General features: G+C 34.3%; 18 protein-coding genes and 1 tRNA gene. 4 read left to right on the top strand and 15 right to left on the bottom strand.

Going from position 1 to position 21064, the window contains the following annotated elements:
• Nucleotides 1–16: 16 nt before the first annotated feature.
• Nucleotides 17–781 (top strand): MerR family transcriptional regulator, encoded by a 765-nt coding sequence (locus tag LDX54_RS01980; RefSeq protein ID WP_265667016.1) that lies wholly within the window; start codon nt 17–19, stop codon nt 779–781.
• Nucleotides 782–1026: 245 nt separating this feature from the next.
• Here LDX54_RS01980 and LDX54_RS01975 read toward each other — a convergent pair whose 3' ends face one another.
• The 7 genes from LDX54_RS01975 to LDX54_RS01945 form a co-directional block, all read right to left on the bottom strand.
• The gene (locus LDX54_RS01975) at nt 1027–2442 is read right to left on the bottom strand and encodes a glycoside hydrolase family 1 protein (RefSeq protein ID WP_265667017.1); all 1416 of its coding nucleotides are present in this window, start codon (nt 2440–2442) and stop codon (nt 1027–1029) included.
• Between the two features lie 18 nt (nt 2443–2460).
• Nucleotides 2461–4296, bottom strand: coding sequence for a beta-glucoside-specific PTS transporter subunit IIABC (locus LDX54_RS01970; RefSeq protein ID WP_265667018.1), 1836 nt, complete (start codon nt 4294–4296; stop codon nt 2461–2463).
• A gap of 102 nt (nt 4297–4398) precedes the next feature.
• Nucleotides 4399–5241 (bottom strand): PRD domain-containing protein, encoded by an 843-nt coding sequence (locus tag LDX54_RS01965; protein WP_046324388.1) that lies wholly within the window; start codon nt 5239–5241, stop codon nt 4399–4401.
• A gap of 376 nt (nt 5242–5617) precedes the next feature.
• The gene (locus LDX54_RS01960; RefSeq protein ID WP_265667019.1) at nt 5618–6361 is read right to left on the bottom strand and encodes a hypothetical protein; all 744 of its coding nucleotides are present in this window, start codon (nt 6359–6361) and stop codon (nt 5618–5620) included.
• A 39-nt stretch (nt 6362–6400) separates the two neighbouring features.
• Nucleotides 6401–7111: a uracil-DNA glycosylase family protein gene (locus LDX54_RS01955; protein ID WP_265667020.1), complete on the bottom strand. Its 711-nt coding sequence runs from the start codon at nt 7109–7111 to the stop codon at nt 6401–6403.
• Between the two features lie 139 nt (nt 7112–7250).
• Entirely contained in the window at nt 7251–9614 is a 2364-nt protein-coding gene (locus tag LDX54_RS01950) for an alpha-L-rhamnosidase (RefSeq protein WP_265667021.1), read from the bottom strand.
• Between the two features lie 5 nt (nt 9615–9619).
• Entirely contained in the window at nt 9620–10795 is a 1176-nt protein-coding gene (locus LDX54_RS01945) for an MFS transporter (protein WP_265667022.1), read from the bottom strand.
• Between the two features lie 139 nt (nt 10796–10934).
• Here LDX54_RS01945 and LDX54_RS01940 point away from each other — a divergent pair, with 139 nt between their 5' ends.
• A complete protein-coding gene (locus LDX54_RS01940; RefSeq protein WP_265667023.1) occupies nt 10935–11825 on the top strand; it encodes an AraC family transcriptional regulator in 891 nt (296 codons plus the stop codon).
• 95 nt (nt 11826–11920) lie between these two features.
• On the opposite strand, the gene LDX54_RS01935 is transcribed toward LDX54_RS01940, so the two are convergent.
• The 4 genes from LDX54_RS01935 to rhaB all read right to left on the bottom strand — a co-directional run bounded on the left by LDX54_RS01935 (nt 11921) and on the right by rhaB (nt 16496).
• Nucleotides 11921–12688, bottom strand: a complete 768-nt coding sequence (locus LDX54_RS01935; protein WP_265667024.1) for a sulfite exporter TauE/SafE family protein — start codon at nt 12686–12688, stop codon at nt 11921–11923.
• A gap of 77 nt (nt 12689–12765) precedes the next feature.
• Complete coding sequence (gene rhaD / locus LDX54_RS01930; RefSeq protein ID WP_046324384.1) at nt 12766–13587, bottom strand: rhamnulose-1-phosphate aldolase; 822 nt, start codon at nt 13585–13587, stop codon at nt 12766–12768.
• A 25-nt stretch (nt 13588–13612) separates the two neighbouring features.
• Nucleotides 13613–14881, bottom strand: a complete 1269-nt coding sequence (locus tag LDX54_RS01925; RefSeq protein ID WP_046324383.1) for an L-rhamnose isomerase — start codon at nt 14879–14881, stop codon at nt 13613–13615.
• Between the two features lie 193 nt (nt 14882–15074).
• Nucleotides 15075–16496, bottom strand: a complete 1422-nt coding sequence (gene rhaB / locus LDX54_RS01920; protein ID WP_281214436.1) for a rhamnulokinase — start codon at nt 16494–16496, stop codon at nt 15075–15077.
• 295 nt (nt 16497–16791) lie between these two features.
• On the opposite strand from rhaB, the gene LDX54_RS01915 reads away from it, so the two are divergent.
• Nucleotides 16792–17763 carry a helix-turn-helix domain-containing protein gene (locus LDX54_RS01915; RefSeq protein WP_265667028.1) on the top strand — a complete coding sequence of 324 codons (972 nt, stop codon included), beginning with the start codon at nt 16792–16794 and terminating at the stop codon, nt 17761–17763.
• Nucleotides 17764–17878: 115 nt separating this feature from the next.
• Here LDX54_RS01915 and LDX54_RS01910 read toward each other — a convergent pair whose 3' ends face one another.
• The 3 genes from LDX54_RS01910 to LDX54_RS01900 form a co-directional block, all read right to left on the bottom strand.
• Nucleotides 17879–18172 carry a HigA family addiction module antitoxin gene (locus LDX54_RS01910; protein ID WP_265667029.1) on the bottom strand — a complete coding sequence of 98 codons (294 nt, stop codon included), beginning with the start codon at nt 18170–18172 and terminating at the stop codon, nt 17879–17881.
• Nucleotides 18173–18355: 183 nt separating this feature from the next.
• Nucleotides 18356–18428 (bottom strand) — tRNA-Thr (locus LDX54_RS01905).
• Between the two features lie 67 nt (nt 18429–18495).
• Nucleotides 18496–19254: an NADPH-dependent oxidoreductase gene (locus LDX54_RS01900; RefSeq protein WP_046324363.1), complete on the bottom strand. Its 759-nt coding sequence runs from the start codon at nt 19252–19254 to the stop codon at nt 18496–18498.
• A 140-nt stretch (nt 19255–19394) separates the two neighbouring features.
• Between LDX54_RS01900 and galE the strand changes: the two genes are divergently transcribed.
• Nucleotides 19395–20387, top strand: a complete 993-nt coding sequence (gene galE / locus LDX54_RS01895) for a UDP-glucose 4-epimerase GalE (protein WP_265667030.1) — start codon at nt 19395–19397, stop codon at nt 20385–20387.
• Between the two features lie 37 nt (nt 20388–20424).
• Here the strand turns inward: galE and LDX54_RS01890 are convergent, their stop codons facing one another.
• Nucleotides 20425–20973 (bottom strand): GNAT family protein, encoded by a 549-nt coding sequence (locus tag LDX54_RS01890; RefSeq protein WP_265667031.1) that lies wholly within the window; start codon nt 20971–20973, stop codon nt 20425–20427.
• Nucleotides 20974–21064: the final 91 nt, after the last annotated feature.

Raw genomic sequence — 21064 nt, 5'->3', positions numbered from 1 at the left:
TGAGGAGATTTTAAACATGTCATATTCTATCAATGAACTAGCAAAACTAGCTGGCATTTCAACACGAACTTTACGCTATTACGATAAACAAGGGCTTTTAAAAGCGCGCAGGAATCCCGAAAATAATTATCGCTATTATGAGGAAAGCGAAGTTGATCAATTGCAGAGAATTCTATTTTTAAAGCTATTTGACTTGCCACTGGAACAAATAAAACAGGTAATGCAGACTTCAACGGAAACTCAATATCAAGTTTTACGAAATCAGCGGAGCAAATTAGTTGCTCAAGAGCAATATCTAGATGATTTGATTAGGAATTTAGACAAGACACTTGCAACAATGAAGGGAGAAGCACAAATGACTGACACGGAAAAATTTGCCACATTAAAAAAAGAAATGATTAGCAAAAATGAAAAACAATTTGGCGCAGAAATCAGGGAGAAATATGGTGATGCTCAAATAGATCTTAGTAATGAAAAATTTAGTTCTTTATCTGAAAATGAATTAGCACATTTCAAAAAATTGTCCGCTGAAATTTTAACTGAATTAAAGAACTTTAATAAGACTGCTGGTGTCAAACAAGCTGCTGCCAAGCACATTTTTGACTTACACAAAGAATATTTATTGACAATATGGCCTGAAGGTCAGTATTCGGGAGAAGCCCACAAGAATCTTGCTCGAATGTATGTCTGCGACACACGCTTTAACAAATATTATGCAGAAGGCACTGGCAATCCTGACGCTGCGAAAATATTGAAAGCAATTATTGACTACTATGCGTAATTATTAAAAAGTACCTAGTAAAGATAATAGACTACTTCTTTAAGGTATCATCACAAATACAAATTTCTATTTAACTTTAAAGTGACTATATTTTTATAATAAAATCCTCCAGTTGAGCCATTGTTCAGTCTGGAGGATAATTTTTACCGTCTTTCCCCGATTTATAAATCAGGTATAATATCTTATTTTATTTTGTATTTCATAAAAGCCTTTGTAATATCATATTAGTATAAAATCAAAATTAACTATATGTTTTTACCATTGGTAGAAATTACTTTTTTATACCATTGGAAACTGTCCTTTTTAAAACGTTTTAATGACCCTTTTCCATCATCATCTTTGTCTACATAAATAAAGCCATAGCGTTTCAGCATTTCACCAGTACTACCTGAAATTAAGTCAATACATCCCCAAGGAGTATAGCCTATTAAATTAACACCATCGTCAATTGCCTTACTCATTTCTAGAATATGTTGTTGCAAATAATGTATTCGGTAACTATCATGAATTTTTCCAGATTTTTCCACCTTATCTTCAGCACCTAATCCGTTTTCTACAATCATTATTGGAATTTGATAACGATCATATATTTCATTTAAAGTAAACCGTAAGCCAACTGGATCAATTTGCCAACCCCAATCACTCGTCTCTAGGTATGGGTTTTTGACTCCTCCAAATAAATTTCCTCCAGCTGTAGTAGTGGTATTTTCTTTAGCTGCTGTAATACAAGTGCTCATATAATAAGAAAAAGTATAAAAATCTACTGTACCCCTTTTCAAAATGTCTCGGTCTTTTGGACTAATTACCAAATTAATGTTTTTTTTATGAAAGTAGTTTTCCATATAATAGGGATATTTCCCTTTAACTTGAACATCTCCGCAAAATAAATTAATCATTCGGTTAACTGATTGACATTCTATTACATCATTTGGCTTAGAAGTTAATGGATACATTGTAATATATGCGATCATACAACCTATTTTGAATGTTGGATTAATTTGATGACCAATATTTACCGCTTCTGCACTTGCTAAAAAGACATTATGTAGTGCTTGAAAACAAGTTTCTTCATCCACAGAATCGTCTAAAATACCTAAGACCGCCTTTTTTCCATGAGACAAGGTACCAAAATTTATTTCGTTAAAAGTAATCCAATAGTGAACTTTATCTTTATAGCGAGCAAAGACTGTTTCTGCATAATGAACGAAACATTCAATAGTTTTCTTGTTTCTGAATCCTCCATATTTTTTTGCTAGCCCATATGGCATTTCAAAATGACTGAGTGTTACTAATGGCTCTATATCGTATTTAGCAAGTTCATCAAATACTTCATCATAAAATTGCAATCCAGCTTCGTTTGGCTCAACCTCATCACCTTGAGGAAAAATTCGTGACCAAGCTATACTAAGACGGAAGACCTTGAATCCCATTTCTGCAAATAATGCAATATCTTCTTTAAAGTGATGATAAAAATCTATTCCATCATGACTAGGATAATAGTAATGGGAATCAATCACATCATCAAAAATCCGAGCTTTTTTTCTGCTACCGCTTCGAACATGATCACAAATACTATCTCCTTTTCCATCAATATTCCAAGCTCCCTCTAGTTGATTAGCAGCCGTTGCGCCGCCCCATAAAAAATTAGTTGGAAAACTCATATTTATACTATCCTTTCACTAATAAACTGCCCGTATCAGTTCTTCATCTTTTGCAACTTGACTTTTTTTAGTCTCTTCAATTTTTTTCAAATCTTTACTATTAGTGACAATCACTGGCGTAAGAAGAGAATATCCCGCTGCTTTAATTGTTGCCATATCAAAATCCATCAATAATTGTCCTTGGTTAACTCTGTCTCCTTGCTTCACATGTGCAGTAAATCCTTTACCATTTAAATTGACTGTGTTCATACCGATATGAATTAATATTTGAACACCTTTATCAGAAGTTAATCCAATGGCATGTAACGTCGGAAAAAGAGTCGTTACAGTACCAGTTACCGGTGCATAAACCTTACCTTCCGATGGATCAATTGCCACTCCTTTACCCAGAACACCTAATGAAAAAGCCTCATCATCAACTTGACTCAAAGGAACAACATGTCCTCTAACAGGTGTCAAGATTTTTTCTTCGGTCGGTACGGAAGAATAATTTTTATTTTTTAAAGGTTTTATAGACTTGTTATCTTTAAATAGCGTTATTGTAGCAATAAAGGAAAAAGCCATTGCTATTAAGATTGAAATCGAAAAATGTAGCGTTGCTTGTACAACATTCATGTGTCCACCATAAAACATTGGGTATGAAAAAATTCCCATTCCACCCATTTGATAAGCCAAAAGCCCAGAAAGTCCTGCGTAAGCACCACCTAGTCCGGCACCAATACAGCTTATAACAAAGTATTTTATTCGTGGTAAGGTTACGCCATAAATTGCTGGTTCAGTAACGCCAAAAATACCAGATATCCAAGCAGGTAATGCGATCTCTTTTAATTTTTTATTCTTTGTCTTTAACCAAATAGCAAATACTGTGGCAGTTTGTGCAAAAGAAGCGGAACCAGCTAATGAAAAAACAGGAGTTGGTTGACCAGCAGCAAATTGAACCAGTGCTACAGCTATGAGTCCCATATGAATGCCAAATAGTACCATAATTTCCCAGCCAGCACCTATAACTATTCCAGCTATTAAAGGACTTAATTTATAAATAGCCATAATCCAGTTGGCTAAGGTATTAGATAACATATTTGCAAAAGGTCCGATTAATAAAAATCCAGCAGGAATAGAAACCATTAAGGTAATCATTGGTACAAAAAATGTTCTAATGACTTCAGGTATAAAGCTTTGTAACCATTTAAATAAAAAGGAAGCAGCAACCGTTGTCAAAACCACCGGTATTACAGTACTCGAATATGTTACATTAATTTTTATACCTAAAATATTCAAGTTAACACCTTGCAATGTAGGATACATAAGTCCAGCTCCAATTGCTGCTCCAACAAAAGGATCAATTTTCATTTTCTTAGCTGTAGTATATCCAAGAAATACAGGAAAGAAATAAAACAGCGAGTCGCCTACTGCATTTAATAAGGTATACAAATCACTTTTTTGTGAAATCAATCCAAATGCTTGCACAATGGACATAATACCTTTAATCATTCCGCAAGCTGTCATGACAGCTAAAATAGGTGTCATCAAACCAGTGACAAAGTCCATAAAACTCGCCGCAATACCCATTTTCTTCTTTTCTATATGTTCTGCTGCAACATCAGAAAGTCCAGCTTGCCGCACCACTTCTTTATATACATCAGGTACCTGATTACCAATAACTACTTGGTATTGTCCGGCACTTTTCATCAATGTTATTACACCATCAAGACTTTTAATTTGATTATCATTAGCTTTTTGCTCATCTTTTAGTTGAAAACGTAAACGTGTAACACAGTGGGTTAAGCTATTAATATTTTCCTTTCCTCCAACATATTTAATGATATTTGCTGCTAATTCTTCATATTTTCTCATTGCTTTTTACCTTCTTTTTTATTTTATTAAATTGAAGGTTTGGCCAACTTAATGTTACCATCCAAATTTTTATGCTGTCTCTCTATCTATCTTTAAAATGTTTTAATATTGCTTCGTTTTATAGACAACACGTTGAATATGAATTGTCAAATAAGCTTGTTCTTCACAAGGAACTTGATAAGCATATTTTTTTTGTAAATAATCGTCAATTTTTTCAACACAACTAAAAGCTGCTGGATATTTTTTTTGAACAATCTCTAATAATTCATCATCACTTTCTTGATATGTTTTTTTTGAAATTACTCGTTGGGCAAAAAACTTAAGATGCGTAATAAACCTATAATAATAAACATCGTCTTCATCAAACTCGATACTAAAAACGTATTTGACAATCGATGAAATGTCTTGAATTAAATGAATAATTTCAAGAGTATTATCGAAATTTTCATCCATTTCCGCATTAATAAAATGAATAGCTAAAAATCCCGCTTCATCTTCTGGCAAACTAATACCAAGTTTTTTATTTATCATTTCTAATGCTTTCTCGCCTATACGAAACTCATCAGGATAAAAATGTTTAATGTCTAAAAAAATAACATTTTTTAAGGATATACCTTCCTTATAACGTATAATTGATGTATGAATATGATCAGATAAAGAAATGTAAATACTTTCGTTTAACGGCTTACCTAAATGCAATTTTGCATAGTCGATGATTTTAGATGAAAGTGTTAATTGTTCTAAAGGAATTTCTTCAATTAATTGTTGCAATTTATGACTTAAATCTTTACTATGCATTACGAAAATTTGGTAATTTCCATTATCCGGTAAGAAGTATCCCGCTTTTTTCTTATAAGCAATACCTTTTCCACAAATAACTTCTTCAACACCTTTTTCATTCTGGACAATTACTGCATTATTATTTAAAACTTTATAAATAATCACTCCTTTTTGCTCCCTTCCATAATGTCTCATACCATTCAAAAGTTAATTTTGATAGTTGCCAATAATCTTTATTCACTAGATTTTAACTATGAATCACAAATTAGATTTTTAAAACAAAAAATCCGTTCACAAACAAGAGTAGATTCTACTCATGTTTGTAAACGGGTTTAGCTTGTCAGAGACAATTACCATCCCACCATTAATGTATAGTTAAGTATAGCATCTCACTTTAAACAAAGCAAGCGCTTTTTCTGTATTGCCATTATCATCTTTTAAGAAAAAGTTTGCTATCCTTTTGTCTATTAGTGTAAATTTCTCCTGCCGTTTCATTCAATCTAAAATCATTTATTTTCTTTCTTTTTAATTATTCATCACATTAATCCAAATCTTTAAAATCATTCCTGCTCCACAACCATAATGGATTTTGCAGGTTTGTTGGCACAAATTCAGTGCCCTGCAGTTCTTTTGCCCAAGCACTAATCACAGAGGTTTGCACTTTAGAACTTTCCATTTGTTCTTTAGTAATTAAGCCTAATTTATAACTTGCTCTGATTACATGCCTGTCTGCAGCAATATAAATATTATTAGTATTTTTCAAAGGAATAGCAGTGTATTTACTGAGAACATACAACCAATAGTTACAAAGCTTATTACCAGACAAATACGGGAACTTTTTCTTGGCTTCTTTCTGCATAAAATGCCTTATTTTATTCACATCATTATCCAAGTTGTTAGCGAATTTAATAACACTTCCATCAGAAAACTCTATAAACGTCTGACATAATTTAAGCCAAATGTCTGTTTGCTTATTCTTTTGCAAAGCAAGCCGATACTTAGTCAAAGCTTTTTGCACTGATTCATACCCAGCAGTAATAACTTTTGCCGGTATAAAAACAAAACTAGTTTCGGGATCTTTATACGTCTTCAAGGCATTTTCCCACAAAGTATATGAATTTCTCTGATAATTTAAAGCCATTGGCAACGTAAAATAAAGTGCATTTTCATTAGTGCTTGGATCTAGGTGCGGATTACTATCTTCAGGTAAAGTAGTATCACCTAAATCACCATTTTGGTACATTTGATAAATTACTCTAACTTTTTCAAGGATTACATCGGGCATATACTATTAACCTCACTTATCTTTAAAAACTAATGATTACTATTTATACGTCAAAGCATTGAGATACTTATGCAAATATTTCTCTTCATCCCCAGGATGATATTGTGTAACAAAACGCGGATGTTCAAGTGGAATTATTTTTTGAAACAAATGCAATTTCTTATTAATTTTGCTTAATTCTTGATAATTTTGACCACTCCCGATGCAGTAACAAACAGAAGTATCAATTCCAAAGTTAATTTGCGTTTTAAGTGCAGAAATCATAAAAGGAGTTAACATTTCTTCAACTCGCTTATTTTCATAATAATTGCAGTTTACTTGGTTACCCTTAGAATTAGTCTTGCAAATGCCTAAAGGACAAACAAAATTGAGGTAAAAATCTCGATAAAATTTGTTCCTTCCACCATATTTATCTATGACTTTATTTAAAAAATTAGAAGATGCATTACTGACATGAAAATTTGCTATTGCAATTCCTGTTTCTTTCTGGAGATTTGAAGCATCTTCAAAGGGAACTCCTGTTATTGCAGAACCTCTTCTTGCAGGTGAGCTGCCTAATATTAAGCGGCGCTTGTTAGTGTCATTGAAATATTTGTGATAGAAAATTTGAACCATTTGTAAAACTTGTTTTTTATTGCTGCCACTATAAGGATTAATTATTTTATATGGAGCGGGTAAATCAATTTTTACATTACCTAATTCTTGATCAAATTGAAAAACTTTATCTGAAAAAGTTTGTTTTTGTTTCATAAATGCCAGCTACCTATTAAGTTACAAAATTATATAAGCAAATTATAGTACATATGTTCGTAAACATACTAACCTTTTTAAAAAATTACATAAAATAAAGGATTAACCCACCATTTTGGACCAATCCTTTATTTTTATATTAATATTCCCATTGATAAGTACCCGGTTTTACACTAATTCTGGTATTTTGAGTTTTTGCTTCGGGGTATTTCTCTAAAAAGCCAGCAGGATCCGGAAGATATACTATAGCTTGACAACCCTCAGGAATAGTAAATTCATATTTTCCATTCAGTAATTTTATTGTAAACAAGCCATTTTCACTCAAGTATTTCATTTGGAAGTCATCAACAATACCTTTTATCTGAGGCTTAATTTCTACTTCCTTAAATCCGGGCTTAATCTCATTTAAACCAACAACTTTTCTAATAAACCAGTCAAGAACACACCCCATCGCATAGTGATTGAACGAAAATGTTCCTGTTTTACCATCTGGTTGAATTCCTGCCCATGATTCCCAAATAGTTGTTGCACCATGGTAAACTTCATATAACCAAGACGGACATTTATTCTGGAGAAAGACCTTTCTGGCCAAATCAGTTTCTCCATTATCAACTAATACATCCAGCAAATAAGGAACAGATAAAAACCCTGTATCCAGGCAGTCATGATTATTATGAATTAATGCCACTAATCTACTTAGTAATTTCTTTCTCGTATTAGTATCACTAATCATATCAAATGCTAAGGCCAGAACATAACATCCCTGATAGTCGCTGGTTAATTTCCCGTCTTTGACAAATTTTTCAGTAAAGGCTTGCTTAACTTTATTAGAATAGGCAATATATTCGTCACCATTTTCACCTAAAACATTACTTATTTTAGCTAGAAGGTCAGAAGAATGAGCTAGAAAAGCAGTAGCAACCACATCTTTAGTTGCTGCAGCAGATTTCATTGGATTAGGATCTCCAATCATCATGCTTGGAAGCATCCAGTCACCATAATGAAATGTAGTATCCCAAATGTAGCGATCATTGCCACTCTTATCACCGGCAGCACTTTTGACACTATAATTATGCCACTTCTTCATCGCAGCATAATTTTCGGTCAAAATCTCTTTATGACCATATCTTTGATATAAAGTCCATGGGACCATTATAATTGCATCGCCCCAACCAGCTGAACTTAAGCTGCCTTTAAAATCTAACGTGCTTTGATAAAAGCTGGCAGGAGCTGGTGAGTAGTCAATAATTTCCCCATCCTTTTGCTGATCAATTCGCACATTTTTTAGCCAGCGACGAATCAAATTTTCTGCGTTGTAGTAAAAAGTAGCAGCTGGTGCAAAAACTTGCATATCCCCGGTCCAACCAGCACGTTCACGCTGCGGGCAATCAGTTGGAATAGACAACATGTTTCCCTGTTGACTCCATTTAATGTTTTGTAGTAAACGATTTATTTGCCGGTTAGAAGTACTTATCTCACCAGTTCTTTTCATATCACTAAAAATAACTATCGCAGTCAAATCTTGAATATCTGCTTGCTCAAGGCCAGTGATCCTAATATATCTGAAGCCATGATACGTAAAGTCAGGCTCGAAAGTTGCCAACTTCCCAGCACCAATCACATGATCTTCCTGATCCTTATTACGACCAATGATATTTTTGAAGAAATGACCATCTTGATCCAAAGCTTCAGTATGTTCAATCTTAATATCAACATCCTTTTTAAAAGTAGCTGTTAGCCGAATTCGTCCCGTTATAACTTGACCGAAATCAACTACTAACTTGTTTTCTTCTTGCCAAATCTTTTTTGCTGTTAAAGTTTGCATTCGTTTTACTAGCGGACCAAATTGTGGGGCTAAGCGCTCATAATCTGCATCGATCACTTCTGCTCTTTTAGCAAAAGGAGTATTAGTAGCTAACTCATTTTTAATGCGCAGATCTTGCTTTTCACCGATAACGACATCTGCATAACGCCACTTGCCGGTACCAACAGTAAAAGACTTATCCGTACCAATTTTTAAAAAGCTGTGATCTTCATATTCAACAGTTAAGTCAGCTAGTAAAGCTAACCGATCACCAAACTGACAACTTTCTCCTGAAACAGCGATTCTGCCGGCATACCAACCATCTGCTACAACTATTGTCAACACATTTTGTCCACTGACTAATAGATCTTTTATGTCATAAGTTTGATATAGTAAATATTCTTGGTATTGCGTATAATCTGGCGTAAAGATGGCATCACCAATCTTCTGACCATTTAAATATGCTTGATACAAGCCTTGTGCAGTAATTGCTAGTTTGGCAGAATTAATAGTTTTAGCTACATTAAAAATTTTCTTAAAAACTATTGGCGCATGTAATCGTTCAGCAACAGGCTTGGGAACTGGTGCCTTTTTGCCACCAAACATGTCAGCTAAAGAAAACTCCGGTTCTTTACTAACCTCAGCAAAATCTGAACTTATCCATTTTCCTAACCATTTATCTTCACTATTTTTAATCATTTCTACTATCCCTCTTTGACAGAATTAGACAAAACTTTTTTACCAAGATTTGTCAAAATACAAATAATACCAATTACAAAGCAACTTACACACCCAAAAGTAAAGGAACTTTCACCAACTTTAATGTGAAGTAAATTTAGTAATACAGGACTAATAAAACCTCCTATGGAATTCATAAATTGGAAAAGCATCATTGATACTGCTAATTCATATTTATGTGAAAGGACAGACATATAAAACGGAATTGTGGACATAATCATAGACATGGCAAAACCTGAAAGGACACCGCCAATACCAATTAAAATAAGGTTATTGGCAATTCTTCCCAGTAAGAAAGTAACTCCCAAAGTAATGTAACCACCAGCAATTATTTTGTCCTTAAATACTTTGTTCAGATACTTTAAGCTAAAGCCGGCAATAAAACCGCCCGCTGTGCCGACAGCATTGATAATACCCGTAATACTAGTACTACCTAGTTCTTTTTGTCCAATAATAATTGACAGGTTAGTCGGATAGATTGTGTAAAGTATCCCCATTAGAAGAGTAACAAATCCTATCAGCCAGACATATCCATTTAAATGTTTTAAAATCCCAAAAATATTGCCGCTAGCATTCTTTTCACTACGGTCTACTTTATCATTCGGTAAGGCAAACAGTACTAGGAGAAAAACAAGTATCCCTAAAAGAAATACCCAATAAGAATTAACCCAATTCTTAGCTCCTAAAAGTCCACCGCCAAGCATCATTAAAATAGAGCCTAAACTATTCATCGCTGTATTCTTACCCATCATTGCATTTCTTTCTTCTCCTTCAAAAAAGATTGAAATGAGCATAGGAATTAAGGTGTTAACAAAGCCTAAGCCAAATCCCAGGATAAAAGCACATCCGATTAAAACATCAATGCTGCTATGAACTAATAGCGGTAATAAACCGCCCAACGTAGCTATTCCCAAACCAATTAACGATAACAATTTTTTTGAATATTTAACGGCCAAAGTTCCCACTACCACTGTGGCAATTAGTGTTCCTAAAGAAGGAACTGTTCCTATCATTTGAATTTTAGCGACAGGAACATCTGGAAAAGACTTTGTCATCGCCCCAAATGCATTAGTGATTACTAAGAAGCTCATTGTTAGTAAGCTCATACTTAGAATACTTATTTTCATTTTTGTTTTATTCATAACGAATACCTCTTACATAATAACTTTCAATGATAGGCCTATCTTTTTTTCATAGTCATATTAGCAGTTTATTGTAAGTGCTTACAATACTGTGCTATGATAAGTTTGTGTGTTTTTATGACATTGAGGATTGCCAAAAATGAAATTGATTGATTCTAATAAATTGCCTAAGCTTTCAAGAAATGATTTTTTTAAAATTCCAAATTTGGTTCGTTCAAGCAATATACCAAATTCTGAAAAAATCTTTGTGGTAAGCCACGATTTAGATATTCCTGTACCCTTTCATAAACATGATTTTTATGAATTTGTTTTTATTACTAACGGCATTGCTATTAGCAATATTAATAATAAAGATATCTACCTACTTCCTGATTCGTTGTTATTAATGAATTTACATAGTGCACACTCATTAAAGGTCAAAGATCCTAAGGCACAAGTAATCAATATTTGCATTAAACCGGAAATTTTTGCAGGTGGTGTTTTTGCTGAATTTTTACAGCAAGACAATTATTTATGTAATTTTCTTTGTGATAAAGGTAATAACAGTTACCTCTATTTTTCCCCTACCAGCTTATCTAGATATTTACCTATAATTAACGGAATTTTATCTGAATATGTTACCAATAATTATCATTATAATTACGCAATGCTGGGGTTATTGCTCATCTTTTTTGACCAATTGAGCCATGAAAATTATTATTCTTACACTGGAATCGATAGCCTAAGTTTAAACGTCATATCAGCAATAAAAGATAACGTTCAAACTATCACTGTCCAACAATTAGCCCAAAATTTTGGTTATAGTACGGCTTACTTATCACGATACGTTAAAAAACATACTACACTGACTATTAAAGAAATTATTATGCAAGAAAAGATGAAACAAGCTAAAAAGTACTTATCAGAAACTAATTATTCAGTTGAAGAAATTTCAAGGCTGGTGGGCTATAAAAGTGTTAGCTATTTTTTTAAAACATTTGAAAAGCAGAATAATGTTACTCCCGACCAATTTCGCAAAACAGTTAAATAAACTATGAACTTTTTTAAATTAAAACAGTGAATTAAGTATCCAAATTCGTACTTAACTCACTGTTTTTATAAGTCCTTAAGTGGAAAAATTTCATATTAGGCAAAATAAGCAGTATAAAATAACCAACCTGCTAAAACAATTGAAAAAGCAAAGGTAATCCAAGATACAATCTTTAAAGATAGGAACTTAATACTATATTGTCCTAAATAGCCACCGATAAATAAGCCAATTGCTAGCAATATAGCCATCATCCAGTTAACATGAGCACCAAAAATAAAAACAATTAAGGCTACCAAATTTGCTAAAGCACCTACAAGATCTTTCATAGCATTAATAGTATAAAACTCATCATCAGATAGATAATTAATGCAAATCAAATGAATTACACCAGCAGCAGCACCAAAATAACCAGAGTAAACCCCTCCTAGAAATAAACCAATATAAGCCCCCAAAATTTTTCCTTTAGTTCTTTTTCTTGGTTGATTCTCACTACTTTTTTTGCCACTTGTCATTATTAAACCAACCGCAGATAAAAGAACAAGGAAAGGGACTATTTTTTCAAAGACTTTTCCAGGAAAAGAGATTAAAAGCAGTCCTCCTCCCACCGCGCCAGATAACAAGAAAAGACAGTAGAAGCTGAACTCTTGCCAATGGCCTTTCATTTTTTTAGCAGAAGCTAAAAGTACGCCAGGCCCCGTAAAAATTAAGGCAGCTGTATTGGTGATATTCGCTGCAATCGGTGAGCAACCCGCTATTAATAAGGCTGGATAAGATACCAAAGATGCCATGCTGGCAACGGCAGAAATAATGCCTGAAATGATACCCATCAAAATTAAAAAAATAACTAATATTGGCATACTCATAATTGTTATCTCCCTTACACAAAGAAAGTCGAAGCTAACTAACTCCGACTTTCTTTTATATTCAACTCATTTTGCTCTTAATCTAAAAACCCTTCCCTGGGTGTAACATGGAAATACTTGGCAATTTCCACCAATTGCTTATCAGTTATTTCGTCTAACCTGTTACCACCCTGCGCTTGAATCGCTGTAAAGATAGTAGCCGCTTTTTCAACAGTTTCAATTAAACCGAAGCATTCATCCGGTGTGTCACCCACTGCAAATATGCCATGGTGTGGCCACATAACAACTCTAAAGCCATCCGCAACTTTAGCTGCTGTGTGCTCACCAATAACTGTAGTACCAGGTGTTTCGTAAGGAATAATTCCTATCCCCTCTGGCAAAACTGGCATTGATTCAGCTTGCATCTTCCAAATAGTTTTACTGAAATACTTTTCATCAAGTGGCTGAGTGAATGACATTGCAATCAAGTTGGTTAGGTGGCAGTGCATAACTACTCTTTGCCTGGGATCGAGCTTTAAACGAGCATAGTGATTCATTAAGTGAGTTGGAAATTCACTTGTGGGCAAAGCGCCATCAGTGTAACCCCAAACAATTTCACCTTTTTGGCCATCAGCACTAATACGAACTAAACCCAAATCTTTTTCGGTATTTTGGAAAACATTCCTAAAATAGCGTCCTGTGCCTGTGACTAGAAAATACTGCCCCTTCAAACAACTAGCGTCAAAGCCAAGATCAAAAACTCTTTTTACTTCTTTAACGTCTTCATATTCCTTTAGTTCTTCAGGAATAATGCGGATACTCATATTGCCGCCATTGCGCTCATCCCAACCATTGTCATAGCTTTGACGAGTGATATTACACATATCTTTAACAAATGTTGAATTGATAAACTTAGCCATTATTTAATCTCCAGAAACTTTCTTATTAATTTCTCTTAAATTGAACGTTCTTTTCATAATCCTTAAGTTCTTGATACCAATCCATCCCTACGGGAACATTATTTCTTAAGCAGAATTCATCCCATACAGCACCAAATGGGAATGACTTTAATTCTTCAGTTTCTGCTAAGCGTAGGGTATAGTCATAGTGATTTTCTGCATCTTTTAATTGGTCGATTGGAGCCAGCAATGCCAAAAGCAGAGCTTTTTGTGCTGAACGAGTACCAATCACCCAGGCAGAAACGCGATTAATTGAGGCATCAAAGAAGTCTAAGCCAATAACTGTCTTGGATAATAAATCATCTCTGACCAAAGCCCGCATCATTTTAATTAACATGTCATTCATTGCAGGTACGTGATCACTGTCCCAGTGAACCGGACGAGATAAGTGTAAGAACATGCCCTTGCCAAATGCCAAGAATGATGACAGGTAATCAGAAGGATCCTCAGCTTCATGGAAGTGACCAATATCCATACACCAATCTTTACCTCTTGTTAAAGCATAGTTGTTGTAAAAGAGGTGAGAACCAACTGTGTAACTTTCAACACCGGTACCAAACAATTTGCCTTCATATGATTCCATGGTGTTCTTTTCATCATATTTCTCTTCGTTAATTTGATCTAATGAATCAATCAAACGCTCACGTGGATCCAATCTACTGATAGGTTCATCCTTCATACCATCCATAATCCAGAAGTTGTCGATCGATTGTGCTTTTTGCTCTTCGCCAAAGTAATTAGAAATTGCACGTGCATTTTTACCAACTTGAATCCAGTAATCGCGAACGCTTTTTTCAGGACTTGCTAAAGTCATATTTTCTTTTACTTTAGGACTTGAGAAAAATGTCGGATTGAAATCAAGGTAAATATCATTTTTCTTTGCCCAGTCAACCCAGAACTTAAAGTCTTCTGGTCCAACTTCAGACACATCCTTCTTTTTACCATCAGTCACAGCGTAAATTTGGTGCAGTTGCAATCTTTGCTTTGCAGGAATTAACTTAAAGGCTTCATCCAAGTCATTAGTTAATTCTTCAGGTGTTCTTGCAATGCCAGGGTAATTACCCGATACGCCAATTCCTCCAGACAAAGCAGCATCTGGTGTTAAGAAGCCATGGATATCATCTCCTTGCCAGCAAGGAAGAGATACACGAATATTTTGTAACTTCTTTAAAACCTTTTCTGTATCAACACCGACTTCTGCGTAACGTTCTTTAGCAACTTGATATGCTGTTTCAACTGCTTTTTCACTAACCATCGTTATTCTCCTTTTATTTAAAAAATACTTATAAACATAAATAACTAGACTATCCCTTGAATTTGCATGCATAGGTCTACTGTAAGGTTTGCTTACTGCACAAATTTTCGTTCAAGTATCGTGGACAATTGCATATGATTTTTATGATGCATTCTGACACTGATTTTATTTTTTACTTTAGCCGGGCCCACTCTTATATTGCTCCACCTCGGTTAGCTGTGTGCAAAAAGTTAATGTAGTCATCAAGGGTTCCTAAATACTTACCTTGTTCAGGTTTAAAATGCTTAATTGCAAATGAATCTTTAATAATTTGTCGCGCCGCTGAAACATTTGCAACATCGTTTCTGGTAATCATTTGAACTGCTAAATTACCGATTGCTGTAGCTTCACTTGGTCCAGCGTAAACATCGATGCCAGCAATTGTGCTCGTCAACTGATTTAGCAAGGCAACGTTTGATCCACCACCAACAATATTCAAAGTATCAATTTGGTATCCTATAATATGATTTAATTTTTGAATTTCATAAGCATAAAATAAAGCTAAATTGGAGTAAATCGCCATAGCTATTTCACCAGGTGTTTTTGGAACTCTTTGGCCTGTTTCTTGACAATAAGCTTGAATTTCTTGGATCATATTTTTGGGATTGACAAAACGTTCATCGTTAATATTGATAAATTGACTAAACGGTTTAGTTTTGCTTGCTAATTGCGCTAATTCACTGAAGGAATACTTATCATTAAAATCACGTTTTACACATTGAACCATCCACAGCCCCATGATATTCTTTAAAAATCTATAGGTGCCATAAGCGCCCCATTCATTAGTGTAATTTTCTTTATAAGCATCTGGACCATTTTCTGGAACATTGAGTTCTGTTCCCAGAAGTGACCACGTACCTGAAGAAATATATGCCCAATGATGTCCTATTCCAGGAGTGCCGACTACAGCCGAAGCTGTATCATGGGTTGCGACTGTAATCACGTCAGTATCAGGCAAATCATAACTTTGAAATTCTTCTCGCTTCAGTTTACCAAGCGGGGTACCAGCATCAACTAATTTAGGAAATTGATCTTGTCTCACATTAACTTCTTTTAGCAGATTCTGATCAAACAAGCCTTCTCTGAGACTCAACATTTGTGTAGTTGAAGCATTTGTCGTCTCTAAAACTGCTTTCCCGGTGAGAACATATCCAATATAATCAGGAATCATCATGATCTTATCCGCTTGAGCCAGAAGTTCTTTGTTTTCCTCAAACAACTGGTATAGAGTATTGAAATCCAGAAATTGGATTCCTGTCTTTTGATAAATCTGTCCCTTAGATACTTTAGCTGTTAATTCCTTAATTGCATTCGTGGTTCTCTTATCACGATAGCTAATCGGATCATCAAGCTTATTTCCATCTTTTCCTACTAGAACATAGTCAACTGCCCAAGTATCAATTCCTAAAGAAACTTTACTAAAGCCAGCTCTTTTTATTTTTTGCAGACCTAATAAAATCTCTTTGATAATATGGTCAATATCCCAGCGGTCATGTCCGTTTTTTAAGGTAAAACCATTTTTAAAACGATGCATTTCTGTTAAGACCATCTTGCCATTTTTTAATTGACTTAGCATCAGACGGCCGCTTGAAGCACCAATGTCTACCGCTACATAGGTCTTTGTCAATTGTAATCACCTCACTTTCAAACCTTACAGTTATATTTATACGTTAAAATGTCACCGCTTACAATGACATATAAGGTTGTGTATTGTATCATATTGGTAGGTTGATTTTTATTTGAATTATTTATTTATTAGTTTTATAGCACCATAACATAAGTATTAATTACATTTATTTATAAACTTATCTATTCTGAAGATAATATCAAATAACAATATGATAGGTAGTTATATTTGAGGTCGTAAATGGATGAACAATGAAATACTAAGCAAACTAAAAGAACTAAATCCGGTGGAAAAAAAGCAATATAATGAACAACTTTTTATTAATGACTTTAACGATAAAACCTTGCTACATGCTTCAGACAAAAAATTTGTGCCTATTTTTACCGAGGAATTTTTTAAAGGTAAAAATATATATGTCAGTAAGCACAACCGCTTTGCGCCCTATCCTAAACATACCCATACATTCTTGGAAATGAATTATATGGTATCAGGAAGTGCCAAGGAAAAAGTGAATGGTCATACCATTTATTTAAACCAAGGCGATATTTTATTATTAGGTGTCGGCACTACCCATTCAATTGCTACTCTGGGTAAAGATGACATTTTGATAAATATTATTTTCAGAAATAATATTAGTTTTTCTTTAGAAAATTTAAGAATCATTGGCAAGACCAAGAATGTTCTGTCCAGCTTTATTTTGGCCAATGACAACTCTCATGATTTTATGGTTTATAGAAAAAAGCATACTGAATCATCAATTCGCCAAATAGCCAATTTAATAATTGAAGAATATTACTTTGACAAGGATTTTTCTGATAAGCTAATTGACAGTTACCTCAATTCGTTATTGATATTGTTATCAAGAAATACTAACATCCATTCTGACAAGATTTTAAAAGAAAACACTCCCGATATTATTCTGTATATTTTAAAAGAAATATCTGCTAACAGTGCCAACATTTCTCTATCTTATATTGCAAAAAAGACCAGTTATAGTCGCTCTTACTTAGGCAATTTATTTAAGAAAACTGTGGGTAAATCTTTTTCAGATGCACTAACTGAACAACGGCTACTAGATGCATACAACCTACTTAATTCAACTAATTTGTCAATTTCTGATATTATTCAAAAGGTAGGGATTTCAAACAAAACTTTCTTTTACCAAAAGTTTAAGAATAAATTTAACTGCCTTCCTAGTGAAATTCGCTATTTTTAAATAAAAAAATCATTCATTTAACCTCAATTAGGTCATGAATGATCTTTTACTTTTAAGCCAATTAATACACTGATAAATCTGTTTACGAAAAATTATGAAAAATGGTTTTCTTTAGCTAAACAGATTGATACTTTTTAATTTGATCGTATTCTTTACCCTTTTTTATCTTAGCATTACGAAAAGCTATATCTTCCTGTAAATTAAAAAAATACTTGTTACTCACGCCAAATACTCTACCTAACCTAATAGAAGTATCGACTGTTATTCCAATTCTATCATGCAATATGTTTTGAATTCTTGAAGTAGGCACACCTATTAATTTTACTAGTTTATATGCAGAAATTTGCAACGGCTTCATAATTTCTTCTTTTAGTATTTCTCCAATTGTGGGTTTCGTAATTTTACTCATTTTATTAAACTCTCGATTAGTGATAATCAACAATTTCTACATTTGTAAAAATATTTTGTTTTTATTCTGAAGTTTTACCTGATTATCCAAATCTATTTAATACAGGTGCAATATAAAAAACCTTTCAAGCGCTCACCCATTAGGACTTCTTTGAAAGGTTTTGAACTATCTGAAATTTAAAAATGCTGATTGCCAGAATCGAACTGGCGACCTTTTCTTTACGAGGGAAACGCTCTACCAACTGAGCTAAATCAGCAACTTTCACAACGTTTAAATTATACCAAAACAAAAAAAGTCGTGCAATCGAATGCGCGACTTTTATTTTATTTCCAATCTAGGCAAAGCTCTTGCTTGTGCAACAATTCTGGCAACTCGTCACGATCAATTCTCTTATCGTTTAACTTGTCACCAGTTATTTGCTTGGTAAAAGAATCAATACGTCTATTAGCATCCCGCAAGTCATAGTAAGTGGTAACGACTTGGTCATAGTCTTTCAAGTCTACCACTTTAAAATCACGCGGATACTCATTTTCAAAAGTTGTAAATGCTAGTGGCAAGCGCGGTTTCAATTGCGGCTCTTGATCAGGAATACCCACTTGCATCCCTAACGCTGGAAATGTCAGCTTAGGCAAGTCTAATACGTCTAGCATTTTTAACGGATGATCATTAATGGTGCCAAGAGGCACATAGCCTAGATCCATACTTTCAACAGCATTAGCCACATTTTGCCAAGCAAGTAATGTGTCATCCATCCCCTGAAAGAAAATGTCAGTGGTATGAACACGTCCGTCATCTTTACCTAATTGGCGGCGAATTTGTTGGTTGCGGTATAAATCAACTACAAAGATAAACAAATCTCCTTCAGCACCAACATATTTTTGTCCGCACAATTCCCTGATTTTTGCCCTTTTACTTTCATCAGTAATATGAAGCATTGTCGCATTTTGCATAAACATGCTGGTCGCTGTATGTTGAAAAACGGTGTACAAAGTATTTAATTGTTCTGCACTTAGTGTTTGATCTTTAAATTTTCTGATAGAGCGATGATTAATTTGCTGGTTAATTGTGGAATTATGAATCATTTTGATACTTCTTTCTAACTATCTTACTAAAAGTAACTGTATTGCAAAATGATTTTACTGTCAATAATTGTCTTTTAAATTAACAGACTGTGCTAAAATTTAGACAGAAGATCATTACCATATAATAATTGGAGGAATTTATGCGCGTTTTAGTTATCGGCGGTGCCGGGTATATTGGCTCGGTAGCTGTTAAAAAATTAATTGAACAAAATAATGATGTTGTTGTCCTAGACGCTTTGTACACTGGACACAGAAAAGCAGTCAACCCTAAAGCCAAGTTTTACCATGGAGATATTGAAAACAAGTTTTTAGTTAGCCAAATATTGCGTCAAGAAAAAATTGAGGCAGTTATGCACTTTGCTGCATATTCTTTAGTGCCTGAATCTGTACAAAACCCACTAAAATACTATGATAATAACGTTTCAGGTATGATCGCACTCCTAGAAGCCATGAAAGATGCCGGTGTCAATTACCTCGTCTTTTCTTCAAGTGCCGCAACTTACGGCATCCCTAAGAAATTGCCAATTACTGAAGATTCACCTCTTAATCCGATTAGCCCTTATGGTGAAACCAAAGTAATGATGGAAAAAATCATGCATTGGGCAGATAAAGCTGATGGTATCAAATCAATTGCACTGCGCTATTTCAACGTTGCTGGTGCTGCAAGTGATGGGTCAATTGGAGAAGATCACTCTCCGGAAACGCATTTAATTCCTAATATTTTAAAAAGTGCTGTCAGTGGCGATGGTAAATTTACTATTTTTGGTAATGACTACGACACTAAAGATGGCACTAATGTCAGAGATTACGTTCAAATCGAAGATCTAATTGACGCACACCTATTAGCATTAAAACACTTAGTTACAACTAATAAATCTGATGTTTTCAACCTCGGGACTGCTCACGGCTACTCCAATTTAGAAATCTTACAAGCGGCTCGTAAAGTTACCAATGTTGAAATTCCATATACTATGGGACCACGCCGTGCAGGTGATCCTGACAGCTTAGTTGCCGATTCAGCTAAGGCCAGAACTATTTTAGGCTGGGAGCCGCAACATGAGAACGCTGAAGATATGATGACCAGTGCATGGAAATGGCACCAAAATCATCCTCAAGGATATGCAGATAAATAACAAAATTGCTGGTAAAACTTACCAGCAATTTTTTTTATTAGTTTTTAGGGTTAAATGTGATATATAACTCCATATCACAGAACTTGCCGTGGTACTTGACTTCATCTTTGAGCCTGGTCACATGTTCAAAATGCAGTCTTTCCGCAATGGCTCTACTAGGTTTATTATTATGATCTGCCAGTAATTTAATGCTATGTAGGCCCAACTGGTTAAACGAAACTTCCACTAGCTTTTTAACAGCTTGAGTCATAATTCCCTGACCCTGATATTTTTGTCCCAGCCAATAGCCTATTTCGCCGCTTTCATTTTTCAGCTTAATATTGTGCAGGTCAACCATTCCCGCTGGTTTGCCATTGACAAGAACAACTAGTACCAGTTTCTTATAATTAGCGGTGTCAACTCGCATTGCCTTAATAAAATCAACTTCATCTTTGACACTCGCTATCTTACCGGCCCAAGGTAAAAAATGTGCCAGCTGATCACGGTCATGGACAATAATTTCGTATAAAGCTTCTGCATGACTGACTTCCGGTAATACCAAACTAATCTCCAAGTTATTAACAGTAAATTGGCCAATGGTAAACATTAAATCTTCCTCCTTAATTTATTTTTAATAAAATATATGATACTACAATTTGTCTTCAAATAAAGCCCTTTTTAACATAACAAAATTTACA

The organism is Lactobacillus sp. IBH004 (assembly GCF_026185255.2).
Classification (GTDB): Bacteria; Bacillota; Bacilli; order Lactobacillales; family Lactobacillaceae; genus Lactobacillus; species Lactobacillus melliventris.
Note: the sequence above shows the minus strand (reverse complement) of the source record. Positions and strands in the feature narration are given on the sequence as shown.